The organism is Streptomyces sp. NPDC014891 (genome assembly GCF_043081085.1).
In the GTDB taxonomy this organism is placed as follows: domain Bacteria; phylum Actinomycetota; class Actinomycetes; order Streptomycetales; family Streptomycetaceae; genus Streptomyces.
The window spans coordinates 739242-761113 of record NZ_JBIBWF010000002.1 but is presented as its reverse complement, the minus strand read 5'-3'; the positions used below and the strand labels follow the sequence as shown (position 1 = coordinate 761113).

Below are 21872 nucleotides of genomic sequence, written 5' to 3'. Positions count from 1 at the left end.
CCGCCCGGCAAGGCCCTGGCCGGGAAGGCCCTCCCCGGGAAGGCCCCCGCCGGCGGGCGTCTGCGGTACGCGGTCGTCGTCACCGGACTCGTCCTCGCCCTGGCCGCCGCCGCGATCGCCTCGCTCGCCCTCGGCTCCGTCCGCATCCCGCCCGGCCAGGTCCTCGACGTCCTCACCGGACGCGCCGCCGACCCCTCCCCGTTCCGGACGATCGTCCTCGACGTCCGGCTGCCCCGGGTCCTGCTCGGCGTGGTCGTCGGCGCCGGACTCGCCGTCGTCGGCGCCGTCCTCCAGGCCCTGGTCCGCAACCGGCTCGCCGACCCGTTCCTCCTCGGCATCTCCTCCGGCGCCTCCGCCGGCGCCGTCCTCGTCCTGGTCGCCGGCGGGGGAGCGGGCCTGCTGGGCGGCGTGACCACCACCCTCGCCATGCCCGTCGGCGCGTTCGCGGGCGCCCTGCTCTCCCTCGTCCTGGTCTACGGGCTCGCCCGCCGCGGCGGCACCCTCACCGGCGCCCGGCTCGTCCTCGCCGGAGTCGCCGTCTCCTACATCCTGTCCGCCCTCGCCACCCTGCTGCTCGTCCTCGCCGGCCGCCCCGAGCACTTCCAGGAGGCCCTGTACTGGTCCCTCGGCGGCCTCGGCAGCGCCCGCTGGGACACCCTGGTCCTGCCCGCCGCCGTCCTCGCGGTCGGCACGGCCGCCCTCCTCACCCTCGCCCGCCCGCTCGACCTGCTCCTCGTCGGCGAGGAGGGCGCCACCGTCCTGGGCCTGGACACCGCCCGCTTCCGCGCCGCCGTCTTCGTCCTCGCCTCCCTCGTCACCGCCGTCATGGTGGCCGCCAGCGGAGCCGTCGGCTTCGTCGGTCTGATGGCCCCCCACGCGGCCCGGCTCGCCGTCGGCGCCCCGCACCGCCGGCTCCTCCCGGTCGCCGCGCTCGGCGGCTCGCTCGCCCTGGTCCTCGCCGACCTCGGCGCCCGGACCGTCGCCGCCCCCCAGGACGTCCCCGTCGGCATCCTCACCGCCCTCACCGGCGGCCCGTTCTTCCTCTGGCTGATGCGCCGGCGCCCGGAAGGAGCACCGCTGTGACCGAACTGCGCCTGGAGGGACTCTCGTACGAGCGGCGGCTCCGCTCCGTCGACCTCACCGTCCGCCCCGGCGAGACCGTCGGCCTCATCGGCCCCAACGGCAGCGGCAAGACCACCCTCCTGCGCTGCGTCTACGGCACCCTCGTCCCCACCGCGGGCCGCGCCCTGCTCGACGGCGCCGACCTCCACGCCCTCGGCCCCAAGGCCCGCGCCCGCCGCGTCGCCACCGTCCCGCAGGACAGCGCCCTGGAGTTCGAGCTCACCGTCGGCGAACTCGTCGCCCTCGGCCGCTCCCCGCACAAGCGGTTCTGGGAGGGCGACAGCGGCGCCGACCGGGAGCGCGCCGCCGCCGCCCTGGCCCGCGTCGGCCTCGCCGAGCTCGCCGACCGCCCGTATCCCGCGCTCTCCGGAGGCGAGCGCCAACGCGCCCTCGTCGCCCGCGCCCTCGTCCAGGAGCCCGAGCTCCTCGTCCTCGACGAGCCCACCAACCACCTGGACATCCGCCACCAGCTCGACGTCCTGGCCCTCGTCCGTACCCTGGGCACCACGAACCTGCTCGCGCTGCACGACCTCAACCTCGCGGGGGCGTACTGCGACCGGATCTACGTCCTGGAGGGCGGACGGCTCGTCACCGGCGGAACCCCGGCCGAGGTCCTCACCTCCGCCCTCCTGGAGGCCGTCTACGGGGTGGACACCGAGGTCATCCCGCATCCGCGGACCGGGAAGCCCACCGTCCTCTTCCAGCCCAGTCCGGCAGGCGGTCGGCAAACATCCACCATGTGAGATCACATTCCGAAACCCGGACCGGGAATCGATACGATGAGCCCATGGTTTCCCACGACGTGAGCGAAGAGACTCCGGGCACAGTGCTGCTCGTCGCGCGCCTGCACGTCGACCTGTGCCGCCTCGCCAGCGCGATCTGTTCGTCCCGCGCTGCGCTCTGAGCGACCGGCCGAGCGCACGTTCGTACGACCCCCCTCCGCGCGGGGGCCCCAGCAGCGCGCCCATCACGCCACTTCCGACAGGAGCCCACGCCATGGCCATCGAGGTCCGCATCCCGACCATCCTCCGCACCTACACCGACGGCGAGAAGGCCGTCGAGGGCAGCGGCGGAACCCTCGCCGAGCTCTTCGCCGACCTGGAGTCCCGCCACGCCGGGATCGAGGCCCGCATCGTCGACGACGGCAAGCTCCGCCGTTTCGTCAACGTCTACCTGAACGACGAGGACGTCCGCTTCCTCGACGGCATCGACACCAAGCTCACCGACGGCGACAACGTCACGATCCTGCCGGCCGTCGCCGGTGGCATGGTCTGATCCACATGCGCTACGACTCCTCGCTGGCGGCGGTCGGCAACACGCCGCTCGTCCGCCTCCCCCGGCTCTCGCCCTCGGACGACGTCCGCATCTGGGCGAAGCTGGAGGACCGCAACCCGACCGGCTCGGTCAAGGACCGCCCCGCGCTCCACATGATCGAGCAGGCGGAGAAGGACGGCCGCCTCACCCCCGGCTGCACCATCCTGGAGCCGACCAGCGGCAACACCGGCATCTCCCTGGCGATGGCCGCCAAGCTCAAGGGCTACCGCATCGTCTGCGTCATGCCCGAGAACACCAGCGAGGAGCGCCGTCAGCTCCTCTCCATGTGGGGCGCCGAGATCATCTCGTCCCCCGCGGCGGGCGGATCGAACACGGCGGTACGGGTGGCCAAGGAGATCGCGGCCGAGAACCCGACCTGGGTGATGCTCTACCAGTACGGCAACCCGCACAACGCGGGCGCGCACTACGCCACCACCGGCCCCGAGATCCTCGCCGACCTGCCCTCCATCACCCACTTCGTGGCGGGCCTCGGCACCACCGGCACCCTCATGGGCGTCGGCCGCTACCTGCGGGAGCACAAGCCCGACGTCAGGATCGTCGCCGCCGAACCGCGCTACGACGACCTCGTCTACGGCCTCCGCAACCTCGACGAGGGCTTCGTGCCGGAGCTGTACGACGCCTCCGTGCTCACCACCCGCTTCTCCGTCGGCTCCGCCGACGCGGTCACCCGCACCCGCGAACTCCTCCAGCAGGAGGGCATCTTCGCGGGCGTCTCCACCGGCGCGGCCCTGCACGCGGCCATCGGCGTCGGCAACAAGGCGGTGAAGGCGGGCGAGAGCGCGGACATCGCCTTCGTCGTCGCCGACGGCGGCTGGAAGTACCTCTCCACCGGCCTCTACACCGCGGCCACCACGGAAGAGGCGATCGAGGCGGTCCAGGGCCAGCTCTGGGCCTGAGCGCCTCCCGGGCCCCGGCGCCCCCGGCCCCCGGCTCCTCACGCACCCGGCCCTGCGGGCGCCCGCCCGCGAAGCCCGCCCGCGCCGCGCTAGCGCGCCAGATGGCGGACCTGGTCCCACACGACCGGGTCCGCCGTTCCCACTCTCCGGCGGAAGTCCCGCACGGGAACCTCGCGCAGCTCGTCCGTCTCCAGGAAGCTCGGCCGCCCCTGCGCGTCCCCGACCGCACCCGGCGGCAGCGCGATCACCCCCGGCCGCTCGTCGTGGTACCTGCTGGTGATCTTGGCGACGAGCGCGCTGTTCCCCCGGACCGACAGGACCAGGCAGGGCCGGTCCTTCGAACCGGGCCCGTCCTCGAAGGGCACGTCCGCCCACCAGATCTCCGCCGCCCGCGGCGACCGCGACGGAGCCTTCCGCGGCCCGGCGGGCCGGCCGGGCGGCCGGACCGGAGGCCTGCTGCGCCCCGGCGGCGCGGGCCGCCGCCCCCTCCCGGGCCGCGACGACCGCCGCCACCCGTCGGCGAGCGCGACCACCAGGGCGATCACCACGACCGCGACCAGCGCGGGCCACCACGACGTGTCCATACCTCAAGACGGTACCGGCGCGCCGCTCACGGCGCCGACGCGGCCCGGCATCCATCCGAACCGGTGACAGAGCCCGTGAGTTCGCCCACAACAGGCCACTGCGAAGGAGCGACAGGCCCGGGTGCGCCTTACGCTCGACAGACCGCACAGCCACCCCCTTCCCCAGCGCGCTTTCCGTATCCGTCCACGGAGGTTCACGCTCCATGAAGCTCACCGTCGTCGGCTGCTCCGGGTCGTTCCCGTCCGCGGATTCGGCCTGTTCGAGCTACCTCGTCGAGGCCGACGGCTTCCGGCTGCTCCTCGACATGGGCAACGGCGCCCTCGGCGAGCTGCAGCGACACATCGGTCTGTACGACCTCGACGCGATCTTCCTCAGCCATCTGCACGCCGACCACTGCATCGACATGTGCGGGTACTTCGTCGCCCGCTACTACCGGCACGAGGGCGGACGGTGCGACGCGATCCCCGTCTACGCCCCGGAGGGCGCCGAGCAGCGCCTGACCACGGCGTACGCGGACACCCCGTCGCCCACCTCGATGAGCGAGGTCTTCGACTTCCGCACCCTCAAGTCGGGCGCCTTCGAGATCGGCCCGTTCTCGGTGCGCACGGAGAAGGTGTGCCATCCGGTCGAGGCGTACGGGATCCGGGTCGAGCACGGCGGCCGCTCGCTGACGTACTCCGGGGACACCGGGGTCTGCGACTCGCTGCACGAGCTGGCCGAGGGCAGTGACCTCTTCCTCTGCGAGGCCTCGTTCACCCACGGCAAGGAGGACATCCCGGCCCTCCACCTCAACGGCCGGGAGGCGGGCGCCGAGGCGGCCCGCTCCTCGGTGGGCCGGCTCGTGCTGACCCACATCCCGCCGTGGACGGACGGCGAGCAGAACCTGGCGGACGCGCGCGAGGTGTACGGGGGGCCGTCGGAGCTGGCGCGGCCCGGCGCGGTCTACGAGATCTGACCTCTCGGCCGAGAACGGGAAGGGCCCCGGAACCGTGCGGTTCCGGGGCCCTTCCGTGCTGCGGACGGGGCTCACGCCTTGGTGAGGTCCTCGATCTCCTCCTCGGGCTCGCGGCCCGGGGTCGGGAGGTTGAACTTGGTGATCGCGAAGCGGAAGACCACGTAGTAGATCGCCGCGAAGACGAGACCGATCGGGATGATCAGCCACGGCTTGGTCGCGAGGTTCCAGTTCAGCAGGTAGTCGATGCCGCCGGCCGAGAAGGTGAAGCCGGCGTGGACGCCGAGGGCCCAGGTGACGGCCATGGACACGGCGGTCAGGACGGCGTGGATCGCGTACAGGACCGGTGCGATGAACATGAAGGTGAACTCGATCGGCTCCGTGATGCCGGTGACGAAGGAGGTCAGCGCGAGGGAGACCATCATGCCCATCACGGCCTTGCGGCGCTCGGGGCGAGCGGCGTGGGCGATGGCGATGGCGGCGGCCGGGAGGCCGAACATCATGATCGGGAAGAAGCCCGACATGAAGATTCCGGCGCTCGGGTCTCCGGCGAAGAAGCGGTTGAGGTCACCGTGGACGACCTCGCCGGCGGCGTTGGTGAAGTCGCCGATCTGGAACCAGGAGACGGTGTTCACGAACTGGTGCATGCCGACGGGGATCAGCGCGCGGTTGATGAGACCGAAGAGGCCGGCGCCGCCGGCGCCGAGGCCGGTCATCCACTCGCCGAAGCTGGAGATGCCCTCGCCGATGGGCTCCCAGACCAGGCCGAACACGACACCGACGGCGGTGCCGACGAAGGCCATGATGATCGGGACGAGACGGCGGCCGTTGAAGAAGCCGAGCCAGTCGACGAGCTTGGTGCGGTGGAAGCGCTGCCAGAGGACCGCGGAGAGCAGACCCATCAGGATGCCGCCGAGGACACCCGGGTTGTTGTACGTCGCGGCGACGTCGACACCCTTGTTGGCGGTCGTGTTGACGACGGCCTCGGTGATGGGGAAGGCCTTCAGCACGTTGCTGTAGACCAGGAAGCCGACGAGCGCGGCCAGGGCGGTGGAGCCGTCCGCCTTCTTGGCGAAGCCGATGGCGACGCCGATGCAGAAGAGCAGGGGCAGGTTGTCGAAGACCGCGCCGCCGGCGGTGGCGAAGACGGAGGCGACCTTGTCCCAGCCGAGTCCGTCCTTTCCGAAGACGTCGGGCTGGCCGAGACGGAGCAAGATACCCGCGGCCGGCAGCACGGCGATCGGCAGCTGCAGGCTGCGACCGACCTTCTGCAGGCCCTGGAACAGGCCGGATCCGCGCTTCTTCGCGGGAGCGGCGGCCTGGGCGGTGGCCGTACTCATCAACTTCCTCCAGTAAGGCAAGGCGCCGCCAGAGGATGGAAAGGGGGGACGGCGACGTCTCGTGGAAACGCGGTGGTCTGGACCGCGTGGTCTACACCAATGAGTGGTGTAGACCAGTTGTAGCACGTGAGACTTAGATAAGGAACCTGCGAATTCTGTGCGTTCAGCCATAGCTGGAGATGCACGACATAAGGCCCCCGGACCGTCAGGTCCAGGGGCCTTTCGAGGGGCTTACGGGCGGGGCGAAAGCCCCGGAACGACCAGGCTCCGGCGGGTGAGCGAGGCGCTACCCGACGTCGCCGGACCGCCTCACTTCACGTTCTCCCGCTCCATCTCGTCGCCCACCTCGTCCGGCTCGCGGCCGGGGGTCTGGAGATCGAACTTGGTGATCGCGAACCGGAAGATCGCGTAGTACACCACCGCGAACCCGAGACCGATGGGAATGATCAGCCAGGGCTTCGTCGCCAGATTCCAGTTGATCACGTAGTCGATCAGGCCGGCCGAGAAGCTGAATCCGTCCTTCACGCCGAGCGCCCACGTCACCGCCATCGACACACCGGTCAGCACGGCGTGGACCGCGTACAGCACCGGGGCGATGAAGAGGAACGAGTACTCCAGCGGCTCGGTGATGCCGGTGACGAACGAGGTCAGCGCCACCGACAGCATCAGGCCGCCGACCTCCTTGCGGCGGTGCGGCTTCGCGCAGTGGGTGATCGCCAGCGCCGCCGCCGGCAGCGCGAACATCATGATCGGGAAGAAGCCCGTCAGGAACTGGCCGGCGTTCGGGTCGCCCGCGAGGAACATCGGGATGTCGCCGTGGACCACCGAGCCGTCCGGCTTCTCGTACGTGCCGAACTGGAACCAGATGGGCACGTTCAGGAACTGGTGCAGACCGATCACGAGCAGCGCCCGGTTCGCCACGCCGAAGATGCCGGAACCCCAGGCGCCGAGACCGACCAGCCAGTCGCTGAAGCTCTCCAGGGCGTCGCCGATCGGCGGCCAGACCCACAGGCAGAGCGCGGCGAACGCGATGCCCACGAACGTCATGATGATCGGGACGAGACGGCGGCCGTTGAAGAAGCCCAGCCAGTCGACCAGCTTCGTCCGGTGGTAGCGCTGCCACAGGTACGCGGTGAGCAGACCCATCACGATGCCGCCGAAGACGCCCGGGTTCTGGTACGTGTACCCGGCGAAGGAGTCGTCCGCGCCCAGGCAGCCGCCCCCGATGTCCTTCGTGCCCGCCGGGCAGTCCTTCGGGAACTGCCGCAGCACCGTGTAGTAGACGAGGAAGCCGACGACGGCCGCGAGCGCGGTCGAACCGTCCGCCTTCTTCGCCATGCCGATCGCGACACCGATGCAGAAGAGGATCGGCAGACCCAGACTGCCGTCGAGGAGCGCACCGCCCGCGCCCGCCATCACCTTCGCGACGTTGTCCCAGCCCAGACCGTCCGCGCCGAACACGTCCGGCTGCCCGAGCCGGTTGATGATGCCCGCGGCGGGAAGGACGGCGATGGGGAGCTGGAGGCTGCGGCCCATCTTCTGCAGCCCCTGGAAGAGCCCGCCCCACACGGACTTCTTCGGCTGCGCCGCAGCGCTGTCGGTACTCATCGGCGTCCTCCCTGTCCGGAACGTGCCGGGTGCGCGTCTCGTTGCACACTGGTGTAGACCAGTTGCGATAGGCTCCCGGGAGCCCGCTGAGGACAGGCCGCCGGTGATCATCATGATTCGGCAGAACGGCGGCACTCGCTCGCGAAGTTGGGCCAACCGTGGGTTACCGTGACAAAGCGGACCGCAGGTGCGCCGAGATTCGCGTACGCGCGAACAGAACGGACAGGGAGAAACACATGGCCACCAAGGCTGAGAAGATCGTCGCCGGGCTCGGCGGCATCGAGAACATCGAAGAGGTCGAAGGCTGCATCACCCGCCTGCGCACCGAGGTCGTGGACCCGTCCAAGGTCGACGAGGCCGCCCTCAAGGCCGCCGGCGCCCACGGCGTCGTCAAGATGGGCACCGCGATCCAGGTCGTCATCGGCACCGACGCCGACCCGATCGCCGCCGACATCGAAGACATGATGTAAGCAGCCGCATCGTCCTAAGGGCCCGACCCGGCAGGGGGACGGGCCCTTAGGCACACCCGCACCCCGCGCTGCCCCCACCCGCGACCACCACAACCGGCCACCGCCCCCACCGGCGGAACGGGCCCTTCACCACGCCCGGTTCCGACGCGGCTAGGCTCCTCACATGTCTCGTATCGACGGCCGTACCCCCGAACAGCTCCGCCCCGTCACCATCGAACGCGGATGGAGCAAGCACGCCGAGGGCTCCGTCCTCATCTCCTTCGGCGACACCAAGGTCTTCTGCACCGCCTCCGTCACCGAAGGCGTCCCGCGCTGGCGCAAGGGCAGCGGCGAAGGCTGGGTCACCGGCGAGTACTCCATGCTCCCGCGCGCCACCAACACCCGCGGCGACCGCGAGTCCGTCCGCGGCAAGATCGGCGGCCGCACCCACGAGATCTCCCGCCTCATCGGCCGCTCCCTGCGCGCCGTCATCGACTACAAGGCCCTCGGCGAGAACACCATCGTCCTCGACTGCGACGTCCTCCAGGCCGACGGCGGCACCCGCACCGCCGCCATCACCGGCGCCTACGTCGCTCTCGCCGACGCGGTCTCCTGGGCCCAGGGCAAGAAGCTCGTCAAGGCCGGCCGCAAGCCCCTCACCGGCACCGTCGGAGCCGTCTCCGTCGGCATCGTCGACGGCGTCCCCCTCCTCGACCTCTGCTACGAGGAGGACGTCCGCGCCGACACCGACATGAACGTCGTCTGCACCGGCGACGGCCGCTTCGTCGAGGTCCAGGGCACCGCCGAGGCCGAGCCCTTCGACCGCAAGGAGCTCAACGCCCTCCTCGACCTCGCGTCCGGCGGCTGCGCCGAACTCGCCGAGATCCAGCGCAAGGCCCTCGAAGGAACCCTCTGACCCCGTCGTGCGTCCTGACGGGCGGGCACCCGGATACGATCCGTGCGCCCGCCCGTCCACACGTACGAAACCGGGGGAGGACCCGCCTTGAAGCGCCGTCTCGCACTCACCGTGGCCACGGCCGCCGCGCTCACCACCGTCCTGAGCGGCTGCGGAGCCCTCGACAAGGCCATGGACTGCGTCAAGACCGCCGACGCGATAGCCACCTCGGTGAGCAACCTCCAGCAGGCCGTCTCCAACGCCTCCAACGACGCCACCCAGATCGAGGAGTCCCTCGACTCCATCTCCACCGAACTGGGCAACCTCAAGAACACGACGGACAACGCCGATCTCTCCAAGGCCGTCGACGATCTCACCAAGGGCGTCGACTCCGTCCGCACCGCCGTCGAGAACGGCGACACCACCCCGGACATCACCCCCGTCACCGACGCGGCCACCGAGATCGGGAAGGTCTGCACCCCGGGATAATCGACGGCATGACCCGTCTGATCCTCGCCACCCGCAACGCGGGCAAGATCACCGAACTCCACGCGATCCTCGCCGACGCAGGTCTCGACCTGGAACTCGTCGGCGCGGACGCGTACCCGGAGATTCCCGACGTCAAGGAGACCGGCGTCACCTTCGCCGAGAACGCCTTGCTCAAGGCCCACGCCCTCGCCCGGGCCACCGGCCTGCCGGCCGTCGCCGACGACTCCGGCCTCTGCGTCGACGTCCTCAACGGCGCACCCGGCATCTTCTCGGCCCGCTGGTCCGGCAGGCACGGCGACGACCGCGCCAACCTGGACCTCCTGCTGGCCCAGCTCTCCGACATCGCCGACGAGCACCGGGGCGCCCACTTCGCCTGCGCGGCGGCCCTGGCCCTCCCCGACGGCACGGAACGCGTCGTCGAGGGCACGATGCCGGGCACCCTCCGCCACACCCCGGTCGGCACGAACGGCTTCGGCTACGACCCGATCCTCCAGCCGCGGGGCCACGAGATCACCTGCGCCGAACTGACCCCCGCCGAGAAGAACGCGATCAGCCACCGAGGCCAGGCCTTCCGCGCCCTGGTCCCGGTCGTGAGGGAACTGCTGGGCTGAGGGCTACAGCGAAGGCCTCACCCGGAGCAACTTTCGGGTGAGGCCTTCGATTTGATGGCGTGTGCGGCCTGAGGGATTCGAACCCTCACGGGATTGCTCCCATCGCGACCTAAACGCGAGGCGTCTGCCGTTCCGCCAAGGCCGCTGGTCGCCTACCATCGTAGCGGGCCTGCACTTGCGTGAGTATGGATGCCCTACATCGGCTGGTGGCGCCCGCCGCCTCGATACCACGTAGCTGTCTTCGAGTGGCAGTTGGGGCAGAGGTAGCGGAGGTTCTCCCGGCGATTGTCGATCCAGTTTCCGTTGATGTGATCGATCTGCAGGGTGATGGGTCCACCTCTCCACGAGCCTTCGTTGCCGCACTCGACGCAGCGATACGGGACGCCGACCTCAGTAAGCGCGCGGTGGAGCCGAACGCGGTTCTCGCGCGACGATCCTTCGGGACGGACCCGGAACACCGTGTGCGCGATGGCCTTCGGCGCTGCGACTCGTACGGTGCCCCACGTACGTCGTTTGAAGTGCGACGTGTCGAGACCCAGCTCGGCTACCCGGCGTCGCACCCGGCGGTGAATCTGGTCGCTCACCGGGAGACCGAGCGCGCGCATCACGTCGGCGAAGCTGGCTGCAGCGGTCACCGCTGCTCGTAGGCCGTCCTCCGGAACTTCGACGCGCCTGTGAGTGAAGTGGGCGATGTCGATTCCGCGCTCGTGAAGCATGTGCCTGAGCGCGGCCCGGGATCTGCCGTCATCGCCCACGCCCAGCAGGCGCGCCATCGCCCTGACGCTCTGTGTGGCCGCTGCGGCTGTCTTGAGCTCCTCCGTGGTGAACGGAAGGTCCGCGGTCGAGCGATTCAGGCCGGGGAACCGCGTCACGTCGATTCCGGCTGCCGCGATTCGTTTGCTGAGGTGCGAGAGCGTTCCGGTGGCCGGGGGCACGCCGAGCTTCTGCGCGACCTCGCGCAGTGTCCTAGAGGTGGCGACCGCCTCGGCGATGGCGCTGTCCGTGTACTTACGCCAGGGGCTTCGTTGCTTGAAGTGGCTGGTGTCGATGTTGAACTCGGCCACCTGTGACTGCAGTATGCGGCGTCGGCCCCCGCTCTCGTTGACGCCGAGGCGGCGCATCAGATCCGCCCACCCACTCGCCTCCGCCGCAACGGCGGTGAGTCGTTCCCTCGTGTACACACTCGTCCCCATCCCGTCCCCTCCCCAGTGCGGTTCTCGTACGTACCAACGACCCGAATATCGGACGGTCACGTCATATCGCGTACGGCAAGCGGAACGGCCCGCACCGGGGACGTCAGGTGCGGGCCGTTGCGACGGTGGGGGCGTGGGGTCAGAACCTCGGTTCCGGGGCCTGGGACATGACCAGTTCCGCCGCTTCCTCCGGGGTCTCCACCGACGGCGGGGAGCCCTCCAGGGGCTGGCGGGCCGTCTCCTTCATGCAGGCGACCGCGATCACTCCGACGAGCGCCGCCGCCATCGCGTAGTACGCCGGCATCAGGTTGCTGCCGGTCGCGCCGATCAGGGCCGTGATCACCAGCGGCGTCGTCCCGCCGAACAGCGACGCCGACAGGTTGTAGCCCACCGACAGGGAGCCGTAGCGGACGTCCGTCGGGAAGAGCGCCGGGAGCGCCGCGGACATCGTGCCCAGCAGGCAGACCAGCGACAGGCCGAGCATCAGCATGCCCGCCGTGATCGCGGGCACGCCGTCCTGGCCGATCAGCAGGAACGCCGGCAGCGACAGGAAGAAGAAGCCCAGCATGCCCGCCATGAGCAGCGGCTTCCGTCCGAAGCGGTCGCTCAGGCGGCCGACCCGGGTGATGACCAGCATCAGCAGGACCATGACGAGCAGCAGGATCAGCAGGCCGTGGGTCTCGCTGTAGCCGAGCTCGTCGGTGAGGTAGGTCGGCATGTACGACAGCAGCATGTAGTCGGTGATGTTGTACGCGCCGACCAGGGCGATGCACAGGATCAGCGTCGGCCACTGCTGCCGGAAGATCTTCGCGAGGTCGCCCTTGGTGGAGGTCTCCACGGGGTCCGCCGCCTCGGAGGCGCGGGCCGACTCGCTCTCCAGCTTCTGGAAGGCGGGCGTCTCGTCGAGCCGCATCCGCAGGTACAGGCCGACGAGGCCCAGCGGACCGGCGACCAGGAACGGCACGCGCCAGCCCCAGGCCTCCATGGTGTCGGAGCCGAGCCAGGCGGTGAGGGCGGTCACCAGGCCGGCCGCGCCGACGTAGCCGGCGAGGGTGCCGAACTCCAGGAAGCTGCCGAAGTAGCCCCTGCGGCGGTCGGGGGCGTACTCGGCGATGAACGTCGAGGCGCCGCCGTACTCGCCGCCGGTGGAGAAGCCCTGGAGCATGCGGAAGAAGACCAGGAGCGCGGGGGCCCAGAAGCCGATGGAGGCGTACGACGGGATCAGGCCGATCGCGAAGGTGCCGACGGCCATGAGGATCATCGTCAGGGCGAGGACCTTCTTGCGGCCCAGCCGGTCGCCCATCGGGCCGAACACCATGCCGCCGAGCGGGCGGATCAGGAAGGCCACGGCGAAGGTCGCGAACGACGACAGCAGCTGGACGGTGTCGTTGCCCGAGGGGAAGAAGACGTGGCCGAGGGTGACGGCGAGGTAGGCGTAGATGCCGAAGTCGAACCACTCCATGGCATTGCCCAGCGAGGCCGCCTTCACGGCCCGCTTGACGGCCGCCTCGTCGGTGACCGTGATGTCGGTGCGGCGCAGCTTGGGCCGCCGCCGGCGGACGGCGGCCTTGAACAGCTGCGGGTGGCGCCGTTGCGCCTCGGGATCGACGACTTGGCCGTCGCGGTCTGTGGCCGGCATGGCCGTACGTCCTCTCTCCGGGAAAGCTCCAGAGGACCTTCTGCGCGTTCATGCCATTCACAAACGGAAATCGCCGGGGATTGCGACGTGCGTCACGTGGCCCGTGCGGTGGGTCAGGCCTCGATCGACAGGTCCCGGAGGATCTTGGCGACGTGGCCGGTGGCCTTCACGTTGTAGAAGGCGTGCTCCACCTTGCCGTCCTCGTCGACGACGACCGTCGAGCGGATGACGCCCGTGACGACCTTGCCGTACAGCTTCTTCTCGCCGAAGGCGCCGTAGGCCGCGAGGGTCTCCTTCGACGGGTCGCCGACGAGGGTGACCTTGAGGTTCTCCTGCTCGCGGAACTTCGCCAGCTTCTCCGGCTTGTCCGGGGAGACGCCGATGACGTCGTAGCCGGCGGCCGCGAGCACGTCGAGGTTGTCGGTGAAGTCGCAGGCCTGCTTCGTGCAGCCGGGGGTGAGGGCGGCCGGGTAGAAGTAGACGATGACCTTGCGGCCCTTGTGGTCGGCGAGCGCGACCTGGTTGCCGTCGGCGTCGGGCAGGGTGAAGGCGGGGGCGGTGTCGCCGGGCTGCAGTCGCTCGCTCATGGCTGATCTCCTCGGGATGGTTCGCGGACGCGTTCAGAGCCTAATGGGGGTCGGGGACAGCCCGACGGCGGCAGAGCTGACAGACTGTCCACAAGGACCGATCAACGACCGGATGACGACCACCCGGATCACGACTACGGAGGCAGCGCGGTGTCGGAGGCCAGGACCCCTGCGCAGATCGAGGCGGACATCGTCCGCCGGCGCGAGCAGCTCGCCGTCACTCTCGACGAGATCGGCATTCGGATGCACCCGAAGACGATCATCGGGGACGCGAAGGCCAAGGTCACCTCGACGGTCGATCAGACCGCCGGGCGTGCCTTCGTCGCCGTCAACCGGGTCGTCTCGGACGTGAAGGCGCGTTTCACGCATGAGGACGGCGCCCCGCGGCTGGAGCGCGTCGTGCCGGCGGCCCTGGTCGCCGTCGCGGTCGTCGGGCTGCTCGCCGCCTCTTCCCGGAAGGGCCGGGGATGATCCCTCCGGGGACGCCCCCCTCCCCGCCCCGGCCGGGGTGCGGGGGCAGGTAGGTTCGGACCGTGAGCGAGAACACGCACGACAAGCTGCCCATCCGGATGCTCCACGACCGCGTCCTGGTGCGCACCGACTCCCCGGAGGGGGAGCGGCGCTCCGGCGGCGGCATCCTGATTCCGGCGACCGCCGCCGTGGGGCGTCGCCTGTCCTGGGCCGAGGTGGTCGCGGTCGGCCAGAACGTCCGTACCGTCGAGATCGGCGACCGGGTGCTGTACGACCCCGAGGACCGCGCCGAGGTCGAGGTGCGGGGTGTCGCGTACGTCCTGATGCGCGAGCGGGATCTCCACGCGGTGGCCGCGGACCGGTTCCAGGGGGCGACGGACTCCACGGGTCTGTATCTCTGATCCGCTGTGCTGCGGAGGGCCCTGGTGACCATGGTCACCGGGGCCCTCGGTCTTTCTTTGCTAGCCTGGAGACACCCGACGAGACGCGCCGTACCGGGATTCCGACAAGACGACGCACCCTGTTGTTCCGTCTCGTGGAGGTGTCGTCGTCATGGCCTGGGTTCTTCTCGTCGTCGCGGGTCTGCTGGAAGTCGGCTGGTCGATCGGGATGAAGTACACCGACGGCTTCACGCGGCTCTGGCCCAGTGTGTTCACCGGTGTCGGGATCGTCGCCTCGATGATGCTGCTGTCGCAGGCGGCCAAGACGCTGCCGATCGGTACGGCGTACGGCGTGTGGGTGGGCATCGGCGCGGCCGGTGCGGCGGTGCTCGGCATGGTGGTGCTGGGTGAGCCGGCCACTGCCGCCCGGATCTTCTTCGTCTGTCTGCTGCTGGTCGCCGTGGTGGGTCTGAAGGCGACCTCCGGTCACTGACCGGGGGAGGTGCGGGGCGGTCGGGGGCTGCGGGAGGCGGCTCCCGGGCCGGCCTCGCCGATCTCGTAGGACTCTTCGCGGGCCTCGGGGGCGCCTGAGGTGTCGGGTGCCGGGGAGGTGTCGGGGGTTCCGGAGACGTCCGAGACGGCTGCGGTGTCGGGGGATCCGGAGGCGTTCGGGGAGTCCGGTGTGTCGGGGAGCGGTGGTGTCGAGGGGAGTTCTTCGGCTCCCGGCATCACCTGGAGGTCGAAGTCGCGGGGCGGTGTTCCCGCGAGGGCGTCCCGGGTGAACTGGGCCCAGATCTCGGTGGGTTCCCCGCCGCCGTTGACGCGGGGCTGTCCGAGTGCGCCGTAGAGGGATTCCTGCCGCCCCGAGTCGGGGTCCTGGCCCATCAGGGCGACGACCGTGGCGAGTTCCGGGGTGTAGCCGGCGAACCAGGCGGCCTTGTCGTCCTCGGCGGTGCCGGTCTTCCCGGCCGCGGGGCGGCCGGCGGCGAGGGCGGCGGTGCCGGTGCCGGTCCTGACGACGTTCTGCAGGACGGCGGTGGTGGTGTCGGCGGCTTCCCGGGTCACCGCCTGCCGGGCGGTGGGGGCGGGCAGGGTGATCTCCTGGCCGTCCCTGCTGAGGCGCTCGACGAGGGTGTGGGTGCCGTGCCGGCCGTGGGCGGCGAGGGTCGCGTACGCCGTCGCCATGTCCAGGACGCTCGCGGTGGCGGGGCCGAGGGCGATGGAGGGGGTGGCGGTGAGGTCCGGGGTGGAGCCGGGGAGGCCGAGGGCGACGGCGGTGCGGCGGACGTGTCCGGGGCCGACGTCGACGGCCATCTGGGCGTAGACGGCGTTGACGGACAGGTCGGTCGCGGCGCCGACGGGGATCTCGCCGAAGGTCTCGTCGTCCTCGTTGGCGGGGTCGTACGGGATGCCGTGCCAGCCTTCCACGGGGCGGCGGTTGCGTCCGTCGTACACGGTGTGGGGGGTGATCGTTTCGCCCTGCTGGGTCTGGGCGCCGCTCTGGACGGCGGCGGTGAAGACGAAGGGCTTGAAGGTGGAGCCGACCTGGTAGTCGCGGCGGGTGGCGTTGTTGACGTACTGCCGGGTGTAGTCGACGCCGCCGTACATGGCGAGGACCTTGCCGTCGGCCGGGTCGACGGCGGCGGCGCCGACCCGGACGTACCGGTCGGTGGGGGTGGCCGCCGGGTCGAGCCGGGACATGACCTGGTCCTCGACGGCCTGGACGAGGGCGTCCTGCTTGGCGGGGTCGAGGGTGGTGGTGATGCGGAAGCCGCCGCCCGCGAGGGTCTTCTCGTCGACGATGCCGTGTCCGGTCAGGTACTCCTCGACGGCGTGGACGAGATAGCCGCGCTGGCCGGAGAGGCCGGTGGCGGGGCGGGCGGTCTGGGGGACGGGGAAGCGGGCGGCGGCGCGGTCGGCGCGGGTGAGCCAGCCCTCGGTGACCATGCCGTCGAGGACGTAGTTCCAGCGGGCGACGGCCTTGGCGCGGTTCTCGGGGTGGGTGGTGACGTCGTAGGCGCTGGGTGCCTTGAGGACGGAGGCGAGGTAGGCGCCCTCGGCGGTGTCGAGTTGTTCGACGTCCTTGCCGTAGTAGGCGCGGGCGGCGGCCTGGACGCCGTACGCGTTGCGTCCGAAGTAGCTGGTGTTCAGGTAGCCCTGGAGGATCTCCTCCTTGCTCTTCTCGCGGCCGAGCTTGATCGCGATGAAGAACTCCTTAGCCTTGCGGGTGAGCGTCTGCTCCTGTCCCAGGTAGTAGTTCTTGACGTACTGCTGGGTGATGGTGGAGCCGGACTGGCGGCCCTTGCCGCTGACGGTGTTCCAGGCGGCGCGGACCATGGCCTTGGGGTCGACGGCGCGCGAGGTGTGGAAGTCGCGGTCCTCGGCGGCGAGGACGGCCTGGCGGACCGTCAGGGGGACGCGGTCGAGCCGGACGTTCTCGCGGTTGACCTCGCCGTCGCGGGCGAGGGTGCTGCCGTCCCGGTAGAGGTACAGGTTGGACTGGGCGACGGCGGCGGAGTTCGCGGGCGGGATGTCCACGAGGAGGTAGCCGGCGGCGAAGGCGCCCGCGAGCAGCAGGGTGCCGAGGAGCAGGAGCCCGAAGAGGGTGCGGAGGAGGCGGCGGGGACGTCGCCTGGCCCTGCGCGGCGGGGGAGGGGGGAGGGTGGGGTCCCTCGGTTCCCAGCCCGTGGGGCGGGCCGGCCGGGGGGCGTCGGAGTCGCTCGTACCGGAGGAAGGGGGCATGGCACCTCATATTGCCCCTAAGGGGACGAAACTCCTGAACGCGACCCGAAGGTGGCGGGAAATCCGGTCGCGGTGCGGTCCTCACCCCCGCTAGGGTCGTGCGCTTCGGCGCTTTTTCCGTGCGTTCCCATGCCTTTCGGGCCTTCCGGTCCTTTCAGGTTTTTTCGGTGCTTGACGGACAGGGGAGGAGAAGCCGCATGCTGCGGCTGTACGCGGCGGTGGCCGCGGGAGGGTTCCGGCGCCATGCCACCTACCGGGTGGCGACGGCGGCGGGCGTGTTCACCAACACCGTCTTCGGTCTCATCCTGTCGTACACCTACATCGCCCTCTGGGACGAGCGACCGCGGCTCGGCGGCTACTCGACGGACGACGCCCTCGCGTACGTCTGGATCGGCCAGGCGCTGATCACGGTCTGCGGACTGATGGGCGGCGGCTTCGAGGACGAGCTGATCGAGCGGATCAGGACCGGGGACATCGCCGTCGACCTGTACCGCCCCGCCGACCTCCAGGCCTGGTGGTTCTCGGCCGACCTGGGCAGGTCCGCCTACCAGCTGCTCGGACGCGGGATCGCCCCGATGGCGGTCGGCTGGCTGGCCTTCCGCTTCACCCTGCCGGCCGGCCCCGGCTCGTGGCTCGCCTTCCTGCTGGCGGCCGCGCTCGGCTCCACCGTCGGGTTCGCGATCTGGTACCTGGTGGCGATGAGCGCCTTCTGGCTGCTCGACGGCCAGGGCGTGGTGCAGGCCGCCTGGCTGGGCGGCCTGTTCTTCTCCGGGATGCTCCTCCCGCTGAACGTCTTCCCCGGCGCCCTCGGCGAGGTCGCCCGCGTGCTGCCCTGGGCCTCGCTGCTCCAGGTGCCGGCCGACGTCTACCTGGGGACCTACGAGGGCTGGGGTCTGCTCAGGGCGTACGCCTTCCAGGCCGGCTGGGCCCTGGTGCTGCTGGGCGCGGGCCGGGCGGCGCAGGCGGCGGCCACGCGGAAGGTGGTGGTGCAGGGTGGATGAGGCGACGCGCACCCGCGTGCCCTCCGGGGGCGCGCCGGGCCCGGACGGCGCCGCGACCCCCGCCCCGGACCGCGCACCGGCCGGCGAGCCCCGGGGCGGGCGCGGCCCGCGCCGCGCCCCCGGCCCGTGGGGCGAGTCCTGGCGGACGTACCGCATGGTCGCCGGCATGTGGATCCGCTCGACGATGACCTACCGCGTGTCCTTCGCGCTCACGCTGGTGAACAGCTTCTGCGCGACCTTCTTCGACTTCGTCGTGATCCTCCTGATGTTCGGTCAGGTGGAGGGCCTCGGCGGCTTCTCGTTCGCCGAGGTGGCCTTCCTCTACGGGACGACGGGCACGGCGTTCGGGATCGCGGACCTGACGATGGGCTCGCTCCAGCGGATGGGCGCACGCGTCCGGGACGGCTCGCTCGACACGTTCCTGATGCGGCCGGCGCCCCTGCTGGCGCAGGTGGCGGGGGACAAGTTCGCGCTGCGCAGGTTCGGCCGGGTGGCGCAGGGGCTGATGGTCCTGGTGTGGAGCCTGTGCCTGCTGGACGTGGACTGGTCGCCGCTGAAACTCCTGCTGCTGCCGGTGACGGTGGTGTCCGGAGCGGTGATCTTCGGGGCGGTGATGGTGCTGGGAGCCTCGGCGCTGTTCTGGATGCAGGACGCGGCGGAGGTGACGAACGCCTTCACGTACGGCGGCAACACCCTCCTCCAGTACCCGCCGACGATCTTCGCGCAGGACCTGGTGCGAGGGGTCGTCTACGTCGTCCCGCTCGCCTTCGTGAACTGGCTGCCGGCCCTGTACGTGCTGGGCCGGCCGGCCCCGGCCGGGGTGCCGGAGTGGACGGCGTTCGCGTCGCCGCTGGTGGCGGCGGTGTGCTGCGGCATCGCGGGGCTGGCGTGGCGGGCCGGGGTCCGTGCGTACCGATCGACAGGAAGCTGAGGACAGGCCGTCATGGAACCGTTCATCGAACTGGAGTCACTGGAGAAGGTCTTCACGGTCCGCCGGAGGGCAGGCCTCCTCCGCCGGGAGAAGAAGGAGGTCCGGGCCGTCGACGGCATCAGCTTCACCGTCGGACGCGGGGAGATGGTCGGCTACATCGGCCCGAACGGGGCCGGGAAGTCCACGACGATCAAGATGCTGACCGGCATCCTCACCCCCAGCGGCGGCCGGCTGCGGGTCGCGGGCATCGACCCCTCGCGCGAGCGCACCCGGCTGGCGCAGCGGATCGGGGTGGTCTTCGGACAGCGGACCACGCTCTGGTGGGACCTGCCGCTGAGGGACTCGTACCGCCTGATGCACCGGATGTACCGCATCCCCGACGCCCGCTTCCGGGAGAACCTCGAGCGCTGCGTGGAGCTCCTCGAACTGGGCGAGCTGCTCGACGTGCCGGTACGGCAGCTCTCCCTGGGCCAGCGGATGCGCGGCGACATCGCGGCGGCGCTCCTCCACGACCCCGAGGTGCTGTACCTGGACGAGCCGACGATCGGCCTGGACGTGGTGTCGAAGACGAGGGTCCGGGAGTTCCTGAGCCGCCTCAACACCACGCAGGGCACCACGGTCCTGCTCACCACCCACGACCTCACGGACATCGAGCAGCTCTGCTCGCGGGTGATGGTGATCGACCACGGGCGCCTGATGTACGACGGAGGGCTGGCCGGCCTGCACGCCGTCGGGGAGAGCGAACGGCTCCTGGTGGTGGACCTGGAGCGCGAGCTGCCCCCGATCGAGGACGTGCCGGGCGCCCGCTTCGTCCGGGCGGAGGGACCCCGCCAGTGGCTCGCCCTCCCGGCGGCCTCCTCGGCGGCTCCCCTGGTGGCGGCGGTGGCCGCGCGCTACCCGCTGGTCGACCTCTCGGTGCGGGAGCCGGACATCGAGACGGTGATCGCGAAGATGTACGGGGGAACTCGCGACGAGCGCCGGGAGTCCCTGATGTAGGAGGTCGGGCCCATGGTGAGTTTTTCGTACACGGCGGCGGACGAGGAGAAGAGCAGAGGCGTCCGCCGGATGAAGACGCTGGCGACGTCACTGCTGCTCTGCGTGGCCGTGGTCTACGCCCTGGCGACCTGGGCGGAGAACGCGGGCTGGGGCGCCTGGACGGGCTACGTCGCGGCGGCGGCGGAGGCCGGCATGGTCGGCGCGCTGGCGGACTGGTTCGCGGTGACGGCGCTGTTCCGGCGGCCGCTCGGCCTGCCGATCCCGCACACGGCGATCATCCCGACGAAGAAGGACCAGCTCGGAGCGTCGCTGGGGCAGTTCGTGGGCGAGAACTTCCTGTCGGCCGACGTCGTACGGGGCAGGCTGGCGGCCCTGGGCATCGGCCGGCGCCTCGGCACGTGGCTGGCGGACCCGGCGCACGCGGACCGGGTCACGGCGGAGGCGGCCACGGCGCTGCGCGGCGCCCTGACGGTCCTGCGGGACGCGGACGTCCAGGCCGTGGTCGGGGAGGCGATCACCCGGCGCGCCGAGTCGGCGGAGATCGCGCCGGGCCTCGGCAAGACGCTGGAGCGGATCGTCGCCGACGGCGCCCACCACCGGGCGGTCGACCTGATCTGCACCCGCGGCCACGACTGGCTCGTCACCCACGGCGACTCGGTGATGGACGCCGTCCAGGGCGGCGCGCCGGGCTGGACGCCCCGGTTCGTCGACCGGCGCATCGGCGAGCGGGTCTACAAGGAGCTCCTCCGCTTCGTGACGGAGATGCGGGACATGCCGGGGCACCCGGCGCGCGGCGCGATCGACCGCTTCCTCACCGACTTCGCCGCCGACCTCCAGGCGGACACGGACACCCGGGCCCGCGTCGAACGCCTCAAGTCCGACCTCCTGGCCCGCCCGGAGGTCCAGGACGTCATCGCCTCGGCCTGGTCCTCGGTCCGCAACCTGATCATCGCGGCGGCCGAGGACGACCACAGCCAGCTCCGCCTGCGGGCCCGCGCGTCCCTGATCTCCCTGGGCAACCGCCTGGCGACGGACACCCGCCTCCAGCAGAAGGTGGAGGGCTGGGCGGAGGACGCGGCGGCGTACGTGGTGACGACCTACCGGGGCGAGATCACGTCCCTGATCACGGACACGGTGGCCGGCTGGGACGCCACGCAGACCTCCAAGAAGATCGAGGCGAACATCGGCCGCGACCTCCAGTTCATCCGCATCAACGGCACGGTGGTGGGCGCACTGGCGGGCCTGCTGATCTACACGGTGAGCCACGGGGTGGGGGGCTGAGGGGCGTCCCCGGCGGGCGGGGGGCCGGCGCCCCCCGGGCCGAGGCCGCTACTTCCCCCGGGTGACGGCCCAGGAGGCGGCGGCCATGCCCGCGGCGGCGGAGAACACGGCGGGCCAGGCGCCGATCTTCTTGGCGAGCGGGTGGGACCCGGCGAACGCGGCGACGTAGACGGCACCGAGCCCGGCGGCGACCTTGCCGCCACCGACCTGCTGCCACTCCCGGGCGGCCACGGCCCCGGCCCCGGCGAGCACGACCCCGCCGAGGGGCCGCTTCTTGGTCCACCGGGCGACGGCGTACCCGCCGACGAGCCCGGCGGCGGCGACGGCGGGGGAGGGGATGCGGGGCATGGCGGGGCCTTTCGGTCGGTC

25 protein-coding genes, 1 tRNA gene and 1 riboswitch are annotated in these 21872 nt (G+C 71.0%); of the genes, 17 read left to right on the top strand and 9 right to left on the bottom strand.

The features are described from left to right. Window positions 1–15: 15 nt before the first annotated feature. The 5 genes from ACF09E_RS07985 (at window position 16) to ACF09E_RS07965 (ending at window position 3353) form a co-directional block, all read left to right on the top strand. A complete protein-coding gene (locus ACF09E_RS07985; protein WP_392204445.1) occupies window positions 16–1083 on the top strand; it encodes a FecCD family ABC transporter permease in 1068 nt (355 codons plus the stop codon). Further along, window positions 1080–1865, top strand: a complete 786-nt coding sequence (locus ACF09E_RS07980; protein WP_392204361.1) for an ABC transporter ATP-binding protein — start codon at window positions 1080–1082, stop codon at window positions 1863–1865. Before ACF09E_RS07985 ends, ACF09E_RS07980 begins: the two co-directional genes overlap by 4 nt. A gap of 44 nt (window positions 1866–1909) precedes the next feature. Then, the gene (locus ACF09E_RS07975; RefSeq protein WP_315986240.1) at window positions 1910–2026 is read left to right on the top strand and encodes a putative leader peptide; all 117 of its coding nucleotides are present in this window, start codon (window positions 1910–1912) and stop codon (window positions 2024–2026) included. Window positions 2027–2118: 92 nt separating this feature from the next. Further along, entirely contained in the window at window positions 2119–2397 is a 279-nt protein-coding gene (locus ACF09E_RS07970; RefSeq protein ID WP_073913441.1) for a MoaD/ThiS family protein, read from the top strand. Between the two features lie 5 nt (window positions 2398–2402). Beyond that, window positions 2403–3353 carry a cysteine synthase gene (locus tag ACF09E_RS07965; protein WP_361854999.1) on the top strand — a complete coding sequence of 317 codons (951 nt, stop codon included), beginning with the start codon at window positions 2403–2405 and terminating at the stop codon, window positions 3351–3353. Between the two features lie 89 nt (window positions 3354–3442). Here ACF09E_RS07965 and ACF09E_RS07960 read toward each other — a convergent pair whose 3' ends face one another. Then, window positions 3443–3937: a type II toxin-antitoxin system PemK/MazF family toxin gene (locus ACF09E_RS07960; protein WP_392204360.1), complete on the bottom strand. Its 495-nt coding sequence runs from the start codon at window positions 3935–3937 to the stop codon at window positions 3443–3445. 203 nt (window positions 3938–4140) lie between these two features. On the opposite strand from ACF09E_RS07960, the gene ACF09E_RS07955 reads away from it, so the two are divergent. Continuing rightward, window positions 4141–4893, top strand: coding sequence for an MBL fold metallo-hydrolase (locus ACF09E_RS07955; protein ID WP_392204359.1), 753 nt, complete (start codon window positions 4141–4143; stop codon window positions 4891–4893). 71 nt (window positions 4894–4964) lie between these two features. Here the strand turns inward: ACF09E_RS07955 and ACF09E_RS07950 are convergent, their stop codons facing one another. Both ACF09E_RS07950 and ACF09E_RS07945 read right to left on the bottom strand, forming a co-directional pair. Continuing rightward, window positions 4965–6230, bottom strand: coding sequence for a PTS transporter subunit EIIC (locus tag ACF09E_RS07950; RefSeq protein ID WP_361855005.1), 1266 nt, complete (start codon window positions 6228–6230; stop codon window positions 4965–4967). A 309-nt stretch (window positions 6231–6539) separates the two neighbouring features. After that, window positions 6540–7838: a PTS transporter subunit EIIC gene (locus ACF09E_RS07945; protein WP_392204358.1), complete on the bottom strand. Its 1299-nt coding sequence runs from the start codon at window positions 7836–7838 to the stop codon at window positions 6540–6542. 197 nt (window positions 7839–8035) lie between these two features. Between ACF09E_RS07945 and ACF09E_RS07940 the strand changes: the two genes are divergently transcribed. From ACF09E_RS07940 to rdgB, 4 genes are all read left to right on the top strand, one after another. After that, complete coding sequence (locus ACF09E_RS07940; protein WP_361855042.1) at window positions 8036–8308, top strand: PTS glucose/sucrose transporter subunit IIB; 273 nt, start codon at window positions 8036–8038, stop codon at window positions 8306–8308. A 163-nt stretch (window positions 8309–8471) separates the two neighbouring features. Continuing rightward, the gene (gene rph, locus ACF09E_RS07935) at window positions 8472–9203 is read left to right on the top strand and encodes a ribonuclease PH (RefSeq protein WP_266892306.1); all 732 of its coding nucleotides are present in this window, start codon (window positions 8472–8474) and stop codon (window positions 9201–9203) included. 87 nt (window positions 9204–9290) lie between these two features. Beyond that, window positions 9291–9671 (top strand): hypothetical protein, encoded by a 381-nt coding sequence (locus ACF09E_RS07930; protein ID WP_392204357.1) that lies wholly within the window; start codon window positions 9291–9293, stop codon window positions 9669–9671. 8 nt (window positions 9672–9679) lie between these two features. After that, entirely contained in the window at window positions 9680–10282 is a 603-nt protein-coding gene (gene rdgB / locus ACF09E_RS07925) for an RdgB/HAM1 family non-canonical purine NTP pyrophosphatase (RefSeq protein ID WP_392204356.1), read from the top strand. 62 nt (window positions 10283–10344) lie between these two features. Here the strand turns inward: rdgB and ACF09E_RS07920 are convergent. From ACF09E_RS07920 to bcp, 4 genes are all read right to left on the bottom strand, one after another. After that, window positions 10345–10427 (bottom strand) — tRNA-Leu (locus tag ACF09E_RS07920). A 49-nt stretch (window positions 10428–10476) separates the two neighbouring features. Further along, window positions 10477–11346, bottom strand: coding sequence for an HNH endonuclease signature motif containing protein (locus ACF09E_RS07915; protein WP_392204355.1), 870 nt, complete (start codon window positions 11344–11346; stop codon window positions 10477–10479). Window positions 11347–11614: 268 nt separating this feature from the next. Then, window positions 11615–13114: a glycine betaine/L-proline transporter ProP gene (gene proP, locus ACF09E_RS07910; protein WP_361855026.1), complete on the bottom strand. Its 1500-nt coding sequence runs from the start codon at window positions 13112–13114 to the stop codon at window positions 11615–11617. Window positions 13115–13227: 113 nt separating this feature from the next. Next, window positions 13228–13701, bottom strand: a complete 474-nt coding sequence (gene bcp / locus ACF09E_RS07905; protein WP_392204354.1) for a thioredoxin-dependent thiol peroxidase — start codon at window positions 13699–13701, stop codon at window positions 13228–13230. A gap of 150 nt (window positions 13702–13851) precedes the next feature. Here bcp and ACF09E_RS07900 point away from each other — a divergent pair, with 150 nt between their 5' ends. The 3 genes from ACF09E_RS07900 to ACF09E_RS07890 all read left to right on the top strand — a co-directional run bounded on the left by ACF09E_RS07900 (window position 13852) and on the right by ACF09E_RS07890 (window position 15045). Next, on the top strand, window positions 13852–14172 hold the full coding sequence (locus tag ACF09E_RS07900) for a DUF3618 domain-containing protein (RefSeq protein WP_392204353.1): 321 nt from the start codon (window positions 13852–13854) through the stop codon (window positions 14170–14172). A gap of 62 nt (window positions 14173–14234) precedes the next feature. Beyond that, window positions 14235–14573 (top strand): co-chaperone GroES, encoded by a 339-nt coding sequence (locus ACF09E_RS07895; RefSeq protein WP_017237090.1) that lies wholly within the window; start codon window positions 14235–14237, stop codon window positions 14571–14573. A 49-nt stretch (window positions 14574–14622) separates the two neighbouring features. Continuing rightward, window positions 14623–14692, top strand: a riboswitch (guanidine-III (ykkC-III) riboswitch). Between the two features lie 32 nt (window positions 14693–14724). Then, complete coding sequence (locus tag ACF09E_RS07890) at window positions 14725–15045, top strand: multidrug efflux SMR transporter (protein WP_341623571.1); 321 nt, start codon at window positions 14725–14727, stop codon at window positions 15043–15045. Here the strand turns inward: ACF09E_RS07890 and ACF09E_RS07885 are convergent. After that, window positions 15039–17294 carry a transglycosylase domain-containing protein gene (locus ACF09E_RS07885; protein WP_392204352.1) on the bottom strand — a complete coding sequence of 752 codons (2256 nt, stop codon included), beginning with the start codon at window positions 17292–17294 and terminating at the stop codon, window positions 15039–15041. The two genes, ACF09E_RS07890 and ACF09E_RS07885, sit on opposite strands and share 7 nt — an antisense overlap. A 200-nt stretch (window positions 17295–17494) precedes the next feature. Here ACF09E_RS07885 and ACF09E_RS07880 point away from each other — a divergent pair, with 200 nt between their 5' ends. The 4 genes from ACF09E_RS07880 to ACF09E_RS07865 all read left to right on the top strand — a co-directional run bounded on the left by ACF09E_RS07880 (window position 17495) and on the right by ACF09E_RS07865 (window position 21503). Then, complete coding sequence (locus ACF09E_RS07880; protein WP_392204444.1) at window positions 17495–18295, top strand: ABC transporter permease; 801 nt, start codon at window positions 17495–17497, stop codon at window positions 18293–18295. Between the two features lie 154 nt (window positions 18296–18449). Beyond that, window positions 18450–19226, top strand: coding sequence for an ABC transporter permease (locus ACF09E_RS07875; RefSeq protein WP_392204443.1), 777 nt, complete (start codon window positions 18450–18452; stop codon window positions 19224–19226). 12 nt (window positions 19227–19238) lie between these two features. Next, window positions 19239–20222, top strand: coding sequence for an ATP-binding cassette domain-containing protein (locus ACF09E_RS07870; RefSeq protein ID WP_392204351.1), 984 nt, complete (start codon window positions 19239–19241; stop codon window positions 20220–20222). Between the two features lie 12 nt (window positions 20223–20234). Then, the gene (locus ACF09E_RS07865) at window positions 20235–21503 is read left to right on the top strand and encodes a DUF445 domain-containing protein (protein ID WP_388798348.1); all 1269 of its coding nucleotides are present in this window, start codon (window positions 20235–20237) and stop codon (window positions 21501–21503) included. Between the two features lie 48 nt (window positions 21504–21551). Here ACF09E_RS07865 and ACF09E_RS07860 read toward each other — a convergent pair whose 3' ends face one another. Beyond that, window positions 21552–21851, bottom strand: coding sequence for a hypothetical protein (locus ACF09E_RS07860; protein WP_392204350.1), 300 nt, complete (start codon window positions 21849–21851; stop codon window positions 21552–21554). Between the last annotated feature and the right edge of the window lie 21 nt (window positions 21852–21872).